This is a genomic window from Bradyrhizobium sp. Rc2d (assembly GCF_900099855.1).
Classification (GTDB): domain Bacteria; phylum Pseudomonadota; class Alphaproteobacteria; order Rhizobiales; family Xanthobacteraceae; genus Bradyrhizobium.
Window position 1 is genome coordinate 64,890 of record NZ_FNCU01000015.1, and the last position, 13,651, is coordinate 78,540.

A 13,651-nucleotide genomic window follows, 5' to 3' on the forward strand; every position below is an offset into this window, starting at 1 on the left:
CTCAGTTCACCACATAGACATCAGGATCGGCGCTCGAGCTCGGCTTCTTGAAGGCGTTGCGCAAAGCCGGCGACATCGGGACGTTGTGGTTGAGGCCATTCGGCGGGGTCGGCGATTGCAACCATTTCTTGTAGAGCATCTCGATCTCGGGGCTTGCATAGAGCTCCGCGGTCGCGCGATCGGCGAGCGCCTTGAACGGCGCATCCTCCCGCCGCAGCATGATCCCGTAAGGCTCCGGCTTCGAGAATGCCTCCTCGCTGATCATGTAGAGCTGCGGCTCCTTCGATCGCGCGATCGCGACCGCGAGCTGGACATCGTCGAGCGCATAGGCCTGGGCGCGGTCGGTCTCGAGCAACAGGAAGGCCTCGGCCTGATCCTTGGCCGGCATCGCATTGATGCCGAGATTGCGTTCGGTGTTGACCTTGGCGAGCTGCGTCAGGTTGACCGAGCCGGCCACCGCCGTGACGGCCTTGCCCTTGAGATCGTCGATGGTGTTGATCTTGGCCGCCTTCTTCGCCGCGAATCGCGTCGCGCTGAGGAAGTGCGTGTTGGTGAAGGCGACCTGCTTCTGGCGATCGGCATTGTTGGTGGTCGCCGAGCAATGCAGATCGAGCGTGCCGTTGACCATCAGCGGAATCCGGTTCGACGACGTCACCGCGAGCGTGTCGATGGCGATGTCGGGCATGCCGAGCTGCTTCTTCACGGCGTCGACGATCTTGAGACAGATATCCATGGCAAAGCCGACCGGCTTCTGGTTGCCGTCGAGATAGCTGAACGGGACCGAGGCCTCCTGATAGCCCAGCGTGATCTTCTTCGTCTCCTTGATCTTCTGGAGCGTGCCCGACAGGTCTTCGGCTGGTGCTGCGCCCGCAAGACATGTCAGGGCCAGGATAATTGTGGGTAGACGCATCGGGTGCTCCTCAAGGCGCTCGCGCCTCCATGCCGGGCGCAATCACGAGCGTTGATAGCGCAGGCACGCGCCAGCCGCCAGACGGGCTTGCGACTAGCAGCTATCGCGGCTTTCGATACGATGTGCGGCATTCGCCTTCGCCGAAGCGGCGTCGCCTCCGCCCCCGAGACGGACCTTACGCGTCGATGCCGCGCTGGACCAGGATGCGCTCGGCGCTGTCGTTCCAGACATCCATCTTCGTGATCTTGCCGTTCCGCACCACGAAGCGGTCGACGTAGCGGTTGCCTTCGAAGGCGGTCCCGTCCTTCCATTCGCCATACAGCGTTCCGACGCTGTACACGATGGTCTCGCCATGACCCGGACAGACGTCGAAGCGGTCCATCTTCTTCTTGACCCAGCGGTAGCGTTTGGCATTGAAGGTGGTAGGCCCCCGGGGATGGTCGAACTCGCGGCCACCCGTGAACGTGATGATCGTGCCTGGCGCGACATAGGCTGCCGCAGCATCGGGATCGGGAATCATTGATGCCGTGAGATAGGCTTTCACGATCTCGGCGTCCGACAACGATCCGGTCTGGGCTTCGGCGGTTACGGACATGGCGCGTTCTCCTGGCTTTGCCGAATACTATCGCCGACCTCTCGGAATGCATGCATATATTTTGAACATCTGCTCTGCTGCTCTGGGGCCCTCCGAGGCCTGTGTCGCGATTGACTGCGGCATTCTCCCGCCGCAAAAGTCGCTGCCATGAGCACGCAGACTGCCTTCGACCTGATCCTTCGCCGCGCGTTGTTGCGATCATCCGCCGCACCCGTCGATATCGGCGTGAAGGATGGCCGCATCGCCGCGATCGAACCGCGGCTCGTCTGCGACGCGGTCGAGGTTGATCTCGGCGGCCACCTGGCTTTGCCCGGCTTCGTCGATACCCACATCCATCTGGACAAGGCCTGCCTGCTCGGCCGCTGTGGGCACAATCACGGCAGCGTTTCGGACGCCATCCGCGCCGTTGCCGGGATGAAGCGCGATTTCACGGTCGAGGACATCTATGCCCGCGGTGCCCGGGTGCTCGAACGTGCGATCGTGCACGGCACGACGCGCATGCGCACCCATGTCGAGATCGATCCGCGCATCGCCTTGCGCGGCTTCGCGGCGGTCAAAGCGCTGAAGCGCGATTATGCCTGGGCGATCGACCTGTCGCTCTGCGTCTTCCCGCAGGAGGGCCTGACCAACGACCCCGGAGCTGAGGAGTTGCTGATCCAGGCGCTGCGCGACGGCGGCGAGGTGATCGGCGGCTGTCCCTATACGGACGCCGACCCGACCGCCCATCTCGAACGCATCTTCGATCTCGCGCAGGAATTCGACGTCGACGTCGACCTCCATCTCGACTTCGATCTCGATCCCTCCTGGTGGCACCTCGATGAGGTGTGCCGCCAGACCGAGCGGCGCAATTATGGGGGACGCGTGGCGATCGGTCACGCCACGAAGCTCTCGGCGTTGCCGCCCGAGCGAATGAGGGTTGCCACCGCGCAGCTGGCGACATCAGGCGTTGCCGTCACCGTGCTGCCCGCGACCGACCTCTATCTGATGGGGCGCGAGGCCAGCCACAATGCGCCGCGCGGACTGACGCTCGCCCACAAGCTCGCAGACGACGGCGTGTTGTGCTCGGTCGCCACCAATAACGTGCTCAACCCCTTCACGCCGTTCGGTGACGCTTCCCTGCTGCGGATGGCAAACTTCTATGCCAACGTCGCGCACGCCGCCGTGAGCGATTTCGACACCTGCCTCGATCTCGTGACCGAGCTGCCGGCCCGCCTGATGAACCTTGGCGATTACGGCATCAAGATCGGCAACCCCGCCGATCTCGTCGTGCTCGATACGCGAGACAGCCGCTTCGCCATCGCTGAGCTGCCTGACGTCGTGATGGGCTTCAAGGCGGGCCGACAGACATTTGAGCGGCAGCGGCCGAATCTGTTCCGCCCCCGGAGCTGACGTCGACAGGCAAGGCCAGCTCGCCGCTTCCAGCGGTAAGATTGTCGGGATGCGTGCCTGGCTATTGACGGCTTCCGTTCAATCATACCGCCGGTCCAGCGAGTCCGGTAGAATCCCGGACCGTAGCCCCACGCGTTGCAAGGCCCACCGCGCTGACCATAACTAGGACTTTGCACTGATCATTTGCGTGCGATCGGGAAAGTATGGATATGTTCAGCGCATTCAGCAGCATCGACTATCATTCCATCCAGGCCAGAACGCCCACCGATCGCGCGGTGAAGCGGCTCGACGGCATCGGCCTTGTTCTGTCGGATCTCGATATCTCGGGAATCCAGACTCAGGACGACGTCAACCGTACGCTCTGGACGCTCGACGCTGCCAACAAATGCGTTCGCGCGGTGCTGGCCGAATTCCGCACCCAACCGGCCACGGAGCAGCTCGCCCGCAAAGCACGAAATCTCATCGACTTGATCGAACGCGCCCGCGACCAGGTCGTGAGCTTCCAGGCCGGTGATGCGGTCGTAGGCTGATTATTTTGGGCGATTGATCTTCGCGAGGATCCGGTCCGCCTCGGTGCGCCAATCGGCGCTGCGGGCGAATTCCTTGGTGCCCCTGGCGCCGAACAGCCCTTCATCGGCGAGATCGGCCACCCAGGCCTGCCGCTCAGCCGTGCCCTGCGCGGACCACGGCGTCAGTCCCGCCTCGCGCACGGTCTCGGCGACCTCACGCACTTCTTCGGCGCGACGGCGGCCGTGCTCGATCACGCGCTGGAAGAAATAGGCACCCTGCTTCTCCCAATTGATGCCGGGAAAGGTTTCCGCGAGCGACGCCAGCACGGCATCCTCCACGCCATAGGCACGCGCCGTGGTGAAGCTCTCAATGACCATGGCTTCCAGGCCCTTGATCATGATGCTGCGGCACATTTTCACCGCCGAGGATACACCGAGCTTGTCGCTGGCAACCTTCGCCGCAAAGCCGATCGCATTCAGAAGCGGCTCGAGCTCCTTCGCGCCGGGGCCGCCGAGCAGCAGCGGCACCTTGATGCGGTACGGCGGCACCGAGGTCATGACCGCGCCCTCGACATAGCGGCCAGCAGCGCCATCGATCAGCGCAGCAGCGCGCTGCTTGGCGCCCGGTGAGGCCGAATTGAAATCCAGGAACCAGGTGCCCTGGTTGATCGCGGCCGCGCATGCTTTCGCCACCGGAACAGCCTGGCTTGCCGTGACCGCGGAGACGATGAAATCGGACTTCGCGGTCAGCTCGGCATGGGAGTCTGCAAGCACCACACCGAATTTCGCCGCATGCTCCTGCAGCGGAGCGCCCTGGTCGCCTCCGAGCTTGATATCGTAGGCCGATACCTTGATGTCCTGCTGGCGCAAATCCTCGGCCAAGATCCTGCCGACCTCGCCATAGCCGACCAGGCCGATCTGCCATCGCCTCGGATCCACCATCAGTTCAATCCTCGTGTCGTTTCGTCGAAGAGCTCCTCGACCGCGTAGCGGCGCGGGATCAGCGCCTGCTGGAACGCGTAGTCGACGATCAGCTCCAACGGCTTCCTGTTCGCTTCGATGCCAAACGGAATGAGGTCCGGCGAGGCCGCGGGCCCCGCCAGCTCCTTGTTCCGCTTGAGCAGATCATAGATGCCTGCGACGACGTCGGGACGAGATTTGGCGAGCTGCTCGGTCACGACCACGAGATGATTGACCGGCACGACGCCACGCCGGGCGTACCATTTGGCGGCTTCCGCGGCGGAATCAGGGAATAGCGGCTTCAGCTTGGGATCGTTGGAGGTCTCGCCGAGGACGGCGTCGAGCTCGCCGTCGAGCAGCATCTGCAGGATCTTCTTGTCCTTCGGGGCGCGCTCGGTGGTGTCGACATATTCGGCGACGTGCGGATCCTCGAACGTGACCCAGCGGATACTGTCGAGATTGACGCCGTAGTCGTTGGCGAGGATGCCCCTGATCCAGGCTCCGGTCGTGGTCGTGAAGGAGCGAATGCCGACGCGCTTGCCTTCGAGATCGGAGGGCCTGAGCGTTCCGCGTGCGGGATTGTGGAGCGCGTAGCCATGCTGGAAGCGGCCGAGCATCGTCGCGGGCAGCAGCACCAGCGGCTTGCCGTGCGCCTTCGCCATCAGACAGGTGACGATTGCCATCTCGCAGACGTCGAACGCCTGCTCGCGCACCATCGGTTTGAAGGCCGTGTTGGTCGGCGTGTACTCGATGAAGTCGAGGTCGAAAAGGTCGGAGCGGAATTCGCCGCTCTTCACCGCCTGGACATGGGGGTGACTGCCGAGCACGGCCTTCAGCTTGAGACGATCCATCCGCCCGCTCCCGCCGTTGCCTCAGACGTCCTCGGGATTGTCGACATAGACGAGCCCGGCTTTCGCCAGCGCCTCGCGCATGCTGTACATGTCGAGGCCGAGCTCGCCCGAGGCGAGACGCGTGCGCTTTCCGCCTTCATCCGCATTGCGCTTCTTCGCCTTCTCGGCGACTTCGGCCGCGTAGCGCTTGGGCACCACGACGACGCCGTCGTCATCGGCGACCACGATGTCACCGGGATCGACATTGATGCCGGCGCAGACCACGGGGACATTGACCGAGCCGAGCGTGGCCTTCACCGTGCCCTTGGCCGAGACCGCGCGCGACCACACCGGAAACTTCATCTCGTGCAGCGCTTTGACGTCGCGACAACCGGCATCGATGATCAGCCCCTGCACGCCGCGCGCCAGGAGCGAGGTCGCGAGCAGCTCGCCGAACATGCCGTCGGTATTGTCGGTTGTGCAGCCGACGACGAGGATGTCGCCCTTTTTGCACTGCTCGACGGCAACATGGATCATCCAGTTGTCGCCAGGCTGCGCCAGTACGGTGACGGCGGGGCCGGCAATCGACGCCCCCGCCCAGACGGGACGCAAGTAAGGCTTCATCAGGCCGAGGCGACCATAGGCCTCGTGCACGGTGGAGACGCCGTACTCCGCCATGCCGGCGGGATCGGCGCGCTTGATGTTGCGAACGACGACGGGCTTCATGCCAGCTCCTCCGCTACGGTCGGGAACAGGCGCTGATAGGCCTCGCCGTAAGTCATGGGCACGCCGGTGTTGCGGCTACCCTGGATACCGCGATTGAGCGCGACGCGCTCGTAATAGCCCCACAGATGCTTCTGCGCGGCCAGGATCTGGAACGCCTCGTACTTTTCCTTCCAGACCTCGTCGATCTTGAGGAGAAGGTCCGGCTTGTAATTGCATTGCTCCGGCTGGTGCGGCTCGAACAGGAACACCGGCGGTGCCGAATATTTGTACTGCGCGCCGGGCTTATGGCCCATCGCCTGCGCGACCACGCGGGTCTCCTGCGCGAAATGCGCCGCGTTCGGATGGTCGAAATTGTAGGGGTCTTCCAGTGCGTGCGTCAGCACGAAGCTCGGATTGAGCTCGCGGTAGATATCGACCATGCGGTCGAAATGTGCCTCGGTGAGTTTCAACGGATAGTCGCCGCAATCGAAGAACTCGATCTCGGCACCTAACAGCTTTGCGGCCCGCTCCGCCTCGTCCTTGCGACCGGCCTTGACCGATTCAAGCGTCGCCCCCTTCTCCTTCCAGGCGAATTGGCTCTCGCCGCGCTCGCCGAAGGACATGCATACGATCTTCATGCGATAGCCTTTCTTCGCATGCAGGGCGATGGCGCCGCCGGCGCGCCAGACGAAATCGCCGGGATGGGCGGTGATCACGAGACCGGTTTTCATGGGACAAACTCCCCTCTTTCGTTCGTAAGCATCATAGGCCGTCTGCCTCAGGCAGGAAGCCGGTTCGTCAAGCCGCGACGGCCGCTTGTTCCTCGCCGTCGAGCACACGCCGGAGACGCTCGCCGTCGAGCGCGCCTTCCCATTTGGCAATTGCGATCGTCGCAACCGCGTTCCCGATCAGATTGGTCGGCGTCAGCCCCTGCGACATCAGGCGATGAATGCCGAGCACCAGCGCGACGCTCGTCACCGGAATGGTGCCGGTGGCCGACAGCGTCGCCGCCAGCACGACGAAGGCCGCGCCGGCAATTCCCGCCGCGCCCTTGGAGGTCACGAGCAGGATCAGCAGCAGCTCGATCTGCTCCGCAAGGCCGAACGGCGTGTTGGTCGCCTGTGCCAGAAACACCGAGGCTGCGGCAAGGTAGAGACAGGTGCCGTCGAGATTGAAGGAATAGCCGGTCGGGATCACGAGCCCCACGACGCTCTTCTCGCAACCGGCCTTTTCCAGCTTGGTCAGCATCCGCGGCAATACCGTCTCCGACGACGTGGTGGCGATGCAGATCAGCAGCTCTTCCCAGATGTAGCGGATCAGCTTGAGCAGCGAGAAGCCGCAGAACCGCGCTACGGGGCCCAGCGCCACGATGATGAAGACTACGCAGGTGAGATAGAAGCCACCCAGCAGCTTGCCGAGCGAGGCCAGCGAGCCGACGCCGAACTTGCCGACCGTAAAGGCGATGGCGCCGAACGCGCCGATCGGCGCCGCCCACATTACGAAGCCGACGACGGCGAACACCATCTTGGCAGCGATGTCGATCAGATGGACCAGCGGCGCGGCACGCTCGCCGAGCTGTACCAGCGCGAAACCACACAGTACGGAGATGAACAGCACCTGGAGAATGTTACCCTCGGCAAAGGCGCCAATGAACGTTGCGGGCACGATGTTCATCAGGAACGGCACGAAGCCGATCGCACCGGTCTGCTTGACGTAGGGCTCGATGGCGCTGGCATTGATGCTGGCGGGATCGATGTTCATGCCGACGCCGGGCTTGAGCAGGTTCACCGCGACGAGGCCGATGATCAGCGCGATCGTGGTCATGACCTCGAAATAGACGATCGCCTTTACTGCGACGCGCCCGACGCGCGCCATGTCGGCCATGTGCGCGATGCCATGCACGACGGTGCAGAAGATGATCGGCGCGATCAGCATCCGGATCGCCTTGATGAAGGCATCGCCCAGCGGCTGCATCTTGGCGCCCGCCTCGGGGCTGGCGATCCCAAGCGCGATGCCGGCTGCCATGGCGATGAGCACCTGGATCCAGAGCTCCTTCCACCAGGCGCGGCCGCGCGGTTTGTCGATCGCGAGCGCCGTCATTGGTCGAACCCGAACAGGCGCGCGGGATTGTCGACCAGGATCTTCCGCTGGAACTCCGGCTCCGGCGCGAACAACGGGATCAGATCGACGAGGTCGCCGTCATTCGGCATCGCCTTGACATTGGGATGCGGCCAGTCGGTGCCCCAGATGACGCGGTCGGGCGCGGTCTCGACGATTTTGCGCGCGAACGGCACCGCATCCGTGAACGGCGGACCGGCCGAGGACACACGCTCCGAGCCACAGATCTTGACCCAGCATTTCTCGTCGCGCTGCATCAGCTCGATCAAAATCCTGAACGGAAGCTGATCGAGCCCATCGGAGGCCTTCACCCGTCCCATGTGGTCGATGGTGTAGCTCAGCGGCAGCCTTGTCAGCATGTCGGCATAGTCAGGCAGATCGATTGCATCGAAATGCAGATCGATATGCCAGCCGAGCGGTGCGACCATGGCGATGATGCGGTCGAACACGCCCTTATCTGGGACGCCGCCGAGGTGGCGGACGAAATTGAAACGGCAGCCGCGGAAGCCGCCGTCATGCAGATCGCGCATTCCCCGCTCGGTGATGGTGTCGTCGATGTTTGCGACGGCCCGATAGGCGCCGTTGCTCTGCGCGATGGCATCGAGCGCTACCGTGTTGTCCGTGCCGTGCACGCTGGCATTGACGATGACGGCACGCTCGACGCCGAGCTTGGCATGCAGCGCGCGGAAATCCTCCAGCGGCGCATCCGGCGGCGTGTAGGAACGGTCAGGCGCGTACGGATATTTCGCGCCGGGACCGAAGATGTGGCAATGCGCGTCACACGAAAGCTTCGGCAGCTTGAATTTCGGCGTGCGCGTGTTCGGGTCGGGCGGCGGAATGGTCGGCTTGTACATCATCGTCTCAGGTGAACTTGAACAGGCGCGCGGGATTGTCGACCAGCAGCTTCTGCTGGAGCTTTGCGTCGGCCGCGTAGAGCGGGATCAGGTCGACGATCTCGCCGTCATTCGGCATGACCTTGACATTGGGATGCGGCCAATCGGTGCCCCACAGCACGCGATCGGGCGCGTTGTCGATCAGCGCTTTGGCGAACGGCACGGCATCATGGAACGGCTTGCCGGCCGCTGATGCACGTTCGAGGCCGGTGATCTTGACCCAGCACTTCTCGTCCTTCCTCTGGAGGTCGAGCAAGGCCGTGAAGCCGAGATCGTCGAGGCCCTTCCCCGCCTGCACCGTGCCCATGTGATCAATCACATAGGGCGTCGGCAGCGCGGAGAGGATGGGCGCGAATTCGGCGATCGTACCCGGCTCGAAATAGACGTCGATATGCCAGCCGAGCTCGGCGACGCGATGCACGATGCGCTGGAATTTTCCCATGTCGCCGACGCCGCCGAGGCGCTTGAGGAAGGCAAAGCGGCAACCGCAGATGCCGGCCTTGTCGAGCGCCGCCAGCTCCTTCTCGGTCATCTCGTCATTGACGTTGGCGATGCCCTTATAGGCGCCCTCGCTCTGGGCGATGGCATCGGTGACGACGCGATTGTCAGTGCCGTGAACTGTGGCATTGACGATGACGCAGCGTTCGACGCCGATCTTCTCGTGCACGCTGCGGAATGCCTCCAGCGGCGCATCGGCCGTGTTGTAGGGGCGCTTCTCGGAGAACGGATAGCGAGACGCCGGACCGAAAATGTGGGTATGGCTGTCGCAGGATTTTGCCGGCAGCTTGAGCGACGGCGTTTTCGGACTTGGGTCCGGCGGCTCAATGGTCGGAATCGATCTCTGCTCGCCGCCTTGCGCGCGCGCTTCGCTCGCAAGCGCTGCGCCGGCCAGTCCGGTCAAGAGATGCAAGCATTCCCGCCTGTTCATGTCCTCAACACCCCATCACATGGTCCACTTGCGAGCGGAAGCGCGAGGCGCCTCCGCTCGGGCGGCTTCTTTCAAGTCTTGCTGCTGACGACCGGCCGCCGCCGCGCCGGCGCGGCTTGATCCAGTGCGGGTGCCTGGAACGCGGCAACGGTGGCCTGCACCAATTGCTCGATGGCATTGGCGGCGTCGCCGCCATCAGCTTCGCCACGCGACAGGCGCGAGACGCGCTCGGGCGTCACCAGCGAATAATAGAGTGCGCCGAGCAGGAAATGGCTGCGCCAGACGATGTCGGTGCGCGGGATATGCGGCAGGCTCTCGTGGATCGCGTCGATGAAGGCGTGGCTGGTGTCATCAAAGGTCTGCGCGATGATCTTTCGCGCGACCTCGTTGCCTTCCGCCGACATCACGGCGCGCAACCGCGTGAAGCGCGCCCCGCCGCCGGCGAGATCGCTGCCCGAGGTGAAGGCCGGCACCACATAAGCGCGCACGATCGCCTCCAGCCGGTCCTGGAGATCGCGCACGCGCTTGGCGGCCGCGAGCAGCTCGGATCGGCGCAAATTCATCGGCCCGCAATGGCGCCGGTAGATCTCCAGCAGCAGGCCGTCCTTGGTCTTGAAATGATAGGTCACGCTGCCGGGATTGGCCCCGGCAGCCTGCGCGATGTCGCGTACCGAGACGGCATTGAAGCCGTTGGTGGCGAACAGCTCCTCGGCCGCGGCGAGGATCGCCTCGCGCATGTTCGGCTTGCGGATCGTTTCCTTGCTGGTGGGCTTGCGTACCATGTGATTTGTACTATCGTACAAAAGATCAGGTCTCGTCAACAAAAACCACGGACGGCGTCCGCAATGGCCTGAAGTCCGCCGGCAGGCGCGCGAATGTCCTCAATGAGTGCTGGGAAATGCTGGGTTTGAACAAGAAGATCGGCGCTATGATGCTGGGTGCCGGTCTGCTGCTGGCGGGCGGCGCCGCGCACGCCGCCGAAAGTTACCCGAACAAGCCGGTCCACATTCTGGTCCCCTACGCCGCCGGCGGCGCGGTCGACGTGCTCGCACGCACGCTGGGTCAGGCACTGGCCAAGACCTGGGGCCAGCAGCCGGTGATCGACAACCGCCCCGGCGCCGGCGGCATCGTTGCCTCGCAGGCGCTGACACAGGCCGCACCCGACGGCTACACGCTGATCCTGGTGGCGAGTGGCCATCCGCTCAACCAGTTCATCTATCCGAGCGTGCCCTACGACACCTTCAAGGATTTCACCGGGATCACCGAGGTCGCCTCCTCGCCGCTCGCGATCGTCGTGGCCAAGGATAGCCCGTACGAGACGCTTGGCGATCTCCTGGCTGCGGCGAAGAAGGAGCCGGACAAGCTCTCCTACGGCATGTCCGGCAACGGCACCTCGGCGCATCTCGCCGGCGAGCTGCTCAAATACATGTCAGGCAGCAAGATCGTGGCGATCCCCTACAAGGGCGGCGCTCCGGCGCTCACGGCGGTGATCGCCGGCGAGATTCCGCTCAGCATCAATCCGCTCGCGGAAGCGATCGGCCAGCTCGAAGGCGGCCCGGTGCGCGCACTCGCGGTGACCTCGGCCGAACGCTCCAAGGCACTGCCCAATGTTCCGACCGTCGCGGAAGCCGGCGTGCCCGGCTACGACGTCTCGGTCTGGTGGGGTGTGCTTGGCCCGGCGAAGATGCCGCCGGAGATCGTCGCCAAGCTCGAAACCGACCTCAAGGCGGCGTTGCAGGATCCAAGTGTGCTGTCGACGCTCAGCAAGATCGGCGCCACCCCAGTCGGCTCCTCCGCCAAGGACTTCGACGCCTATATGCATGCCGAGGCGACGAAATGGGAGCCGGTGCTGAAGGCCGCCAACATCCGCGCCCAGTGAGGTTCTTCACATGAAGACCTCATCCGGACGCCTCGCGCGCACCGCCCTGCTCGCGGTCGCCATCGCCAGCCTGTTCGGTGCGCCCGTGCGCGCCGACGGCGAAGCAAAACTCCTGGCACCGGGCGGCACCTTGCGCGTCGGTATCTATCCGGGCAGCCCGACCTCGATGGTGACGGACGCGGCGGGCAAGCCGCACGGCCTCGCTTATGATCTCGGCGGCGAGCTGGCAAAACGGCTCGGCGTCGGCGTCGACTACGTCAGGTTCCAACGTGTTGCCGACGTCATCACCGCCATCCACGACGGTCAGGTCGATTTCACCGTGACCAATGCGACGCCGGCCCGCGCGAACGAGGTCAGCTTCAGCCAGCCGGTGCTGGCGATCGAGCTCGGCTTTCTCGTCCCGGCAAATTCGCCGATCGGAAAGGTCGAAGATATCGATAAGCCCGGTGTAAAGATCGGCGTCACCAAGGGTTCGACCTCCGAGCGCACGCTGCCGGCCAAGTTCAAGAACGCGACCATCATTCCTGCCGAAAGCGTCAAGGTGGCCGTCGGCATGTTCGGCCGTGGCGAGATCGATCTCTACGCGACCAACAAGCCGACCCTGTTCGAGATGTCCGACCAAATGCCGGGCGCAAGGATTCTCGACGGCAATTGGGGCGCCGAGCATATGGCGATCGCAATTCCCAAAGGACGCGAGGACGCGCTCCCGCTGCTCAACCGCTTCGTGGCGGACGAGCAGTCATCCGGCGCGCTCGACACGATCCAGCGGCAGGCCGGCTTGCGCGGCGCGATCAAGGCAAAGCGCGAATAGGCCTTCGATCCGTTGCAACGCGCGCGGGCGCACAGATTGCGACGAGACGTGGCGCGCGCGTGACTCGAATGCCGCAAGCGCATGCGGCAGCGAACTTTAATTCCGGTTGCTGCAAATCATCGCAACAACATGGACAAAGCGTCATTTGTGTTTTGCACGGCTCTGCGCGAGCACGGTCGAAAGAACACTAAGGACGACGAATGAGCCAACCCGCATTATTGAGACTCCATCGCTGGATCACTCTGATCTTCGCCCTTCCCCTGTTCGCGATCATCGTCACCGGTCTGATCCTTTCCATCGAGCCCCTTGTGCAAACGAGTGGCATTGGCGGCCCCGCGATCGAGGCCGGCCGTGTCGTCGAGCTGGTGAAGCGTTACGATCCCGACGGCAAGGCGCGCGGGCTCTCCATCAACGCGGGCAGCCGCAGCATGACGCTGCAGGGCACCAACGTGCCTGCGATTGATCTTGCAACGGGCGAGGCCGCCTCGACCAATTCAATCCTGTCGAATGCCTTCCTCTGGGCGCGGTTCACGCATGAACGTCTCATGGGGCAGGCTTGGCTGGTGACGGCATCCACGTTGGCCATGGTGATCATCCTGCTGCTCGGCATCGTCATGGGATTGCCGCGGCTGCGCAACACGCTCTCGGGATGGCACAAGGGAACCGCCTGGTTCACGCTGCCGCTGATACTGCTCAGTCCGTTGACCGGCCTTTGCATGGCGTTCGGCCTGACTTTTCAGACGGCACCTGCTGCCACCGTGGTTGGTCGCCCCCTCGCCCTGCCCGACGCGATACGCATGGTCGCGGCCTCCCATGACATGTCGCATGTGATCTCGATCGGCACACGCGGAGGCCGCGTCATGGCGCGCATCTATGACGGCGGAGAACTGCGCGCCTATGCCGTGAACTCGTCCGACGTCGCACCGCTGCCGCGCAACTGGCCGCGCCTGATCCATGAAGGAAACTGGTCGGCGCTGATCGCCTCGCCGCTCAACGTCGTGACGTCGATCGCACTGCTCACGTTGCTCTCGACCGGCCTCCTGATCTGGGCGCGGCGGAAATTGCGTAAGCGGCGACCGCGCTCCGAGCGGCAAACCGACGCGGCCGTGGTTGGTGCCGGCTGA

Annotated in this window: 15 protein-coding genes; 5 read left to right on the top strand and 10 right to left on the bottom strand. The window is 64.0% G+C overall.

What is annotated here, in order from left to right; all coding sequences use genetic code 11:
* Position 1: 1 nt before the first annotated feature.
* Together BLV07_RS19700 and BLV07_RS19705 are read right to left on the bottom strand one after the other, a co-directional pair.
* Entirely contained in the window at positions 2-910 is a 909-nt protein-coding gene (locus tag BLV07_RS19700; RefSeq protein ID WP_091888594.1) for an amino acid ABC transporter substrate-binding protein, read from the bottom strand.
* Between the two features lie 175 nt (positions 911-1,085).
* A complete protein-coding gene (locus BLV07_RS19705) occupies positions 1,086-1,505 on the bottom strand; it encodes a nuclear transport factor 2-like protein (protein WP_091888596.1) in 420 nt (139 codons plus the stop codon).
* A gap of 147 nt (positions 1,506-1,652) precedes the next feature.
* On the opposite strand from BLV07_RS19705, the gene BLV07_RS19710 reads away from it, so the two are divergent.
* Positions 1,653-2,894 (top strand): amidohydrolase family protein, encoded by a 1,242-nt coding sequence (locus BLV07_RS19710; RefSeq protein WP_091888598.1) that lies wholly within the window; start codon positions 1,653-1,655, stop codon positions 2,892-2,894.
* Positions 2,895-3,103: 209 nt separating this feature from the next.
* On the top strand, positions 3,104-3,424 hold the full coding sequence (locus tag BLV07_RS19715) for a hypothetical protein (protein WP_176945643.1): 321 nt from the start codon (positions 3,104-3,106) through the stop codon (positions 3,422-3,424).
* Here the strand turns inward: BLV07_RS19715 and BLV07_RS19720 are convergent, their stop codons facing one another.
* The 8 genes from BLV07_RS19720 to BLV07_RS19755 form a co-directional block, all read right to left on the bottom strand.
* The gene (locus BLV07_RS19720) at positions 3,425-4,345 is read right to left on the bottom strand and encodes a DUF1932 domain-containing protein (RefSeq protein WP_091888601.1); all 921 of its coding nucleotides are present in this window, start codon (positions 4,343-4,345) and stop codon (positions 3,425-3,427) included.
* On the bottom strand, positions 4,345-5,214 hold the full coding sequence (locus BLV07_RS19725; RefSeq protein WP_091888603.1) for an ABC transporter substrate-binding protein: 870 nt from the start codon (positions 5,212-5,214) through the stop codon (positions 4,345-4,347). The genes BLV07_RS19720 and BLV07_RS19725 overlap by 1 nt, the downstream gene beginning before the upstream one ends.
* A gap of 21 nt (positions 5,215-5,235) precedes the next feature.
* Positions 5,236-5,919 (bottom strand): 4-carboxy-4-hydroxy-2-oxoadipate aldolase/oxaloacetate decarboxylase, encoded by a 684-nt coding sequence (locus tag BLV07_RS19730; RefSeq protein ID WP_091888605.1) that lies wholly within the window; start codon positions 5,917-5,919, stop codon positions 5,236-5,238.
* Entirely contained in the window at positions 5,916-6,629 is a 714-nt protein-coding gene (locus tag BLV07_RS19735; RefSeq protein WP_027517331.1) for a PIG-L deacetylase family protein, read from the bottom strand. The genes BLV07_RS19730 and BLV07_RS19735 overlap by 4 nt, the downstream gene beginning before the upstream one ends.
* Before the next feature lie 67 nt (positions 6,630-6,696).
* Positions 6,697-7,998, bottom strand: coding sequence for a C4-dicarboxylate transporter DctA (gene dctA, locus BLV07_RS19740; protein ID WP_091888607.1), 1,302 nt, complete (start codon positions 7,996-7,998; stop codon positions 6,697-6,699).
* Complete coding sequence (locus tag BLV07_RS19745; RefSeq protein WP_091888609.1) at positions 7,995-8,873, bottom strand: amidohydrolase family protein; 879 nt, start codon at positions 8,871-8,873, stop codon at positions 7,995-7,997. Before BLV07_RS19745 ends, dctA begins: the two co-directional genes overlap by 4 nt.
* A gap of 4 nt (positions 8,874-8,877) precedes the next feature.
* On the bottom strand, positions 8,878-9,837 hold the full coding sequence (locus BLV07_RS19750; RefSeq protein WP_091888611.1) for an amidohydrolase family protein: 960 nt from the start codon (positions 9,835-9,837) through the stop codon (positions 8,878-8,880).
* Positions 9,838-9,908: 71 nt separating this feature from the next.
* Positions 9,909-10,619: a TetR/AcrR family transcriptional regulator gene (locus BLV07_RS19755; protein WP_091888613.1), complete on the bottom strand. Its 711-nt coding sequence runs from the start codon at positions 10,617-10,619 to the stop codon at positions 9,909-9,911.
* 116 nt (positions 10,620-10,735) lie between these two features.
* Between BLV07_RS19755 and BLV07_RS19760 the strand changes: the two genes are divergently transcribed.
* From BLV07_RS19760 to BLV07_RS19770, 3 genes are all read left to right on the top strand, one after another.
* Entirely contained in the window at positions 10,736-11,716 is a 981-nt protein-coding gene (locus BLV07_RS19760) for a tripartite tricarboxylate transporter substrate binding protein (protein ID WP_091888820.1), read from the top strand.
* Between the two features lie 10 nt (positions 11,717-11,726).
* Positions 11,727-12,527 (top strand): ABC transporter substrate-binding protein, encoded by an 801-nt coding sequence (locus tag BLV07_RS19765; RefSeq protein WP_091888615.1) that lies wholly within the window; start codon positions 11,727-11,729, stop codon positions 12,525-12,527.
* Positions 12,528-12,727: 200 nt separating this feature from the next.
* Entirely contained in the window at positions 12,728-13,651 is a 924-nt protein-coding gene (locus BLV07_RS19770) for a PepSY domain-containing protein (RefSeq protein ID WP_091888616.1), read from the top strand.

Bases quoted from the DNA above. Each gene is read 5' to 3' on its own strand.
- BLV07_RS19700 (WP_091888594.1), bottom strand. From the start codon at position 910: ATGCGTCTACCCACAATTATCCTGGCCCTGACATGTCTTGCGGGCGCA.
- BLV07_RS19705 (WP_091888596.1), bottom strand. From the start codon at position 1,505: ATGTCCGTAACCGCCGAAGCCCAGACCGGATCGTTGTCGGACGCCGAG.
- BLV07_RS19725 (WP_091888603.1), bottom strand. From the start codon at position 5,214: ATGGATCGTCTCAAGCTGAAGGCCGTGCTCGGCAGTCACCCCCATGTC.
- BLV07_RS19745 (WP_091888609.1), bottom strand. From the start codon at position 8,873: ATGATGTACAAGCCGACCATTCCGCCGCCCGACCCGAACACGCGCACG.
- BLV07_RS19720 (WP_091888601.1), bottom strand. From the start codon at position 4,345: ATGGTGGATCCGAGGCGATGGCAGATCGGCCTGGTCGGCTATGGCGAG.
- BLV07_RS19770 (WP_091888616.1), top strand. From the start codon at position 12,728: ATGAGCCAACCCGCATTATTGAGACTCCATCGCTGGATCACTCTGATC.
- BLV07_RS19760 (WP_091888820.1), top strand. From the start codon at position 10,736: ATGCTGGGTTTGAACAAGAAGATCGGCGCTATGATGCTGGGTGCCGGT.
- BLV07_RS19735 (WP_027517331.1), bottom strand. From the start codon at position 6,629: ATGAAAACCGGTCTCGTGATCACCGCCCATCCCGGCGATTTCGTCTGG.
- BLV07_RS19715 (WP_176945643.1), top strand. From the start codon at position 3,104: ATGTTCAGCGCATTCAGCAGCATCGACTATCATTCCATCCAGGCCAGA.
- dctA (WP_091888607.1), bottom strand. From the start codon at position 7,998: ATGACGGCGCTCGCGATCGACAAACCGCGCGGCCGCGCCTGGTGGAAG.
- BLV07_RS19710 (WP_091888598.1), top strand. From the start codon at position 1,653: ATGAGCACGCAGACTGCCTTCGACCTGATCCTTCGCCGCGCGTTGTTG.
- BLV07_RS19730 (WP_091888605.1), bottom strand. From the start codon at position 5,919: ATGAAGCCCGTCGTCGTTCGCAACATCAAGCGCGCCGATCCCGCCGGC.
- BLV07_RS19755 (WP_091888613.1), bottom strand. From the start codon at position 10,619: ATGGTACGCAAGCCCACCAGCAAGGAAACGATCCGCAAGCCGAACATG.
- BLV07_RS19750 (WP_091888611.1), bottom strand. From the start codon at position 9,837: ATGAACAGGCGGGAATGCTTGCATCTCTTGACCGGACTGGCCGGCGCA.
- BLV07_RS19765 (WP_091888615.1), top strand. From the start codon at position 11,727: ATGAAGACCTCATCCGGACGCCTCGCGCGCACCGCCCTGCTCGCGGTC.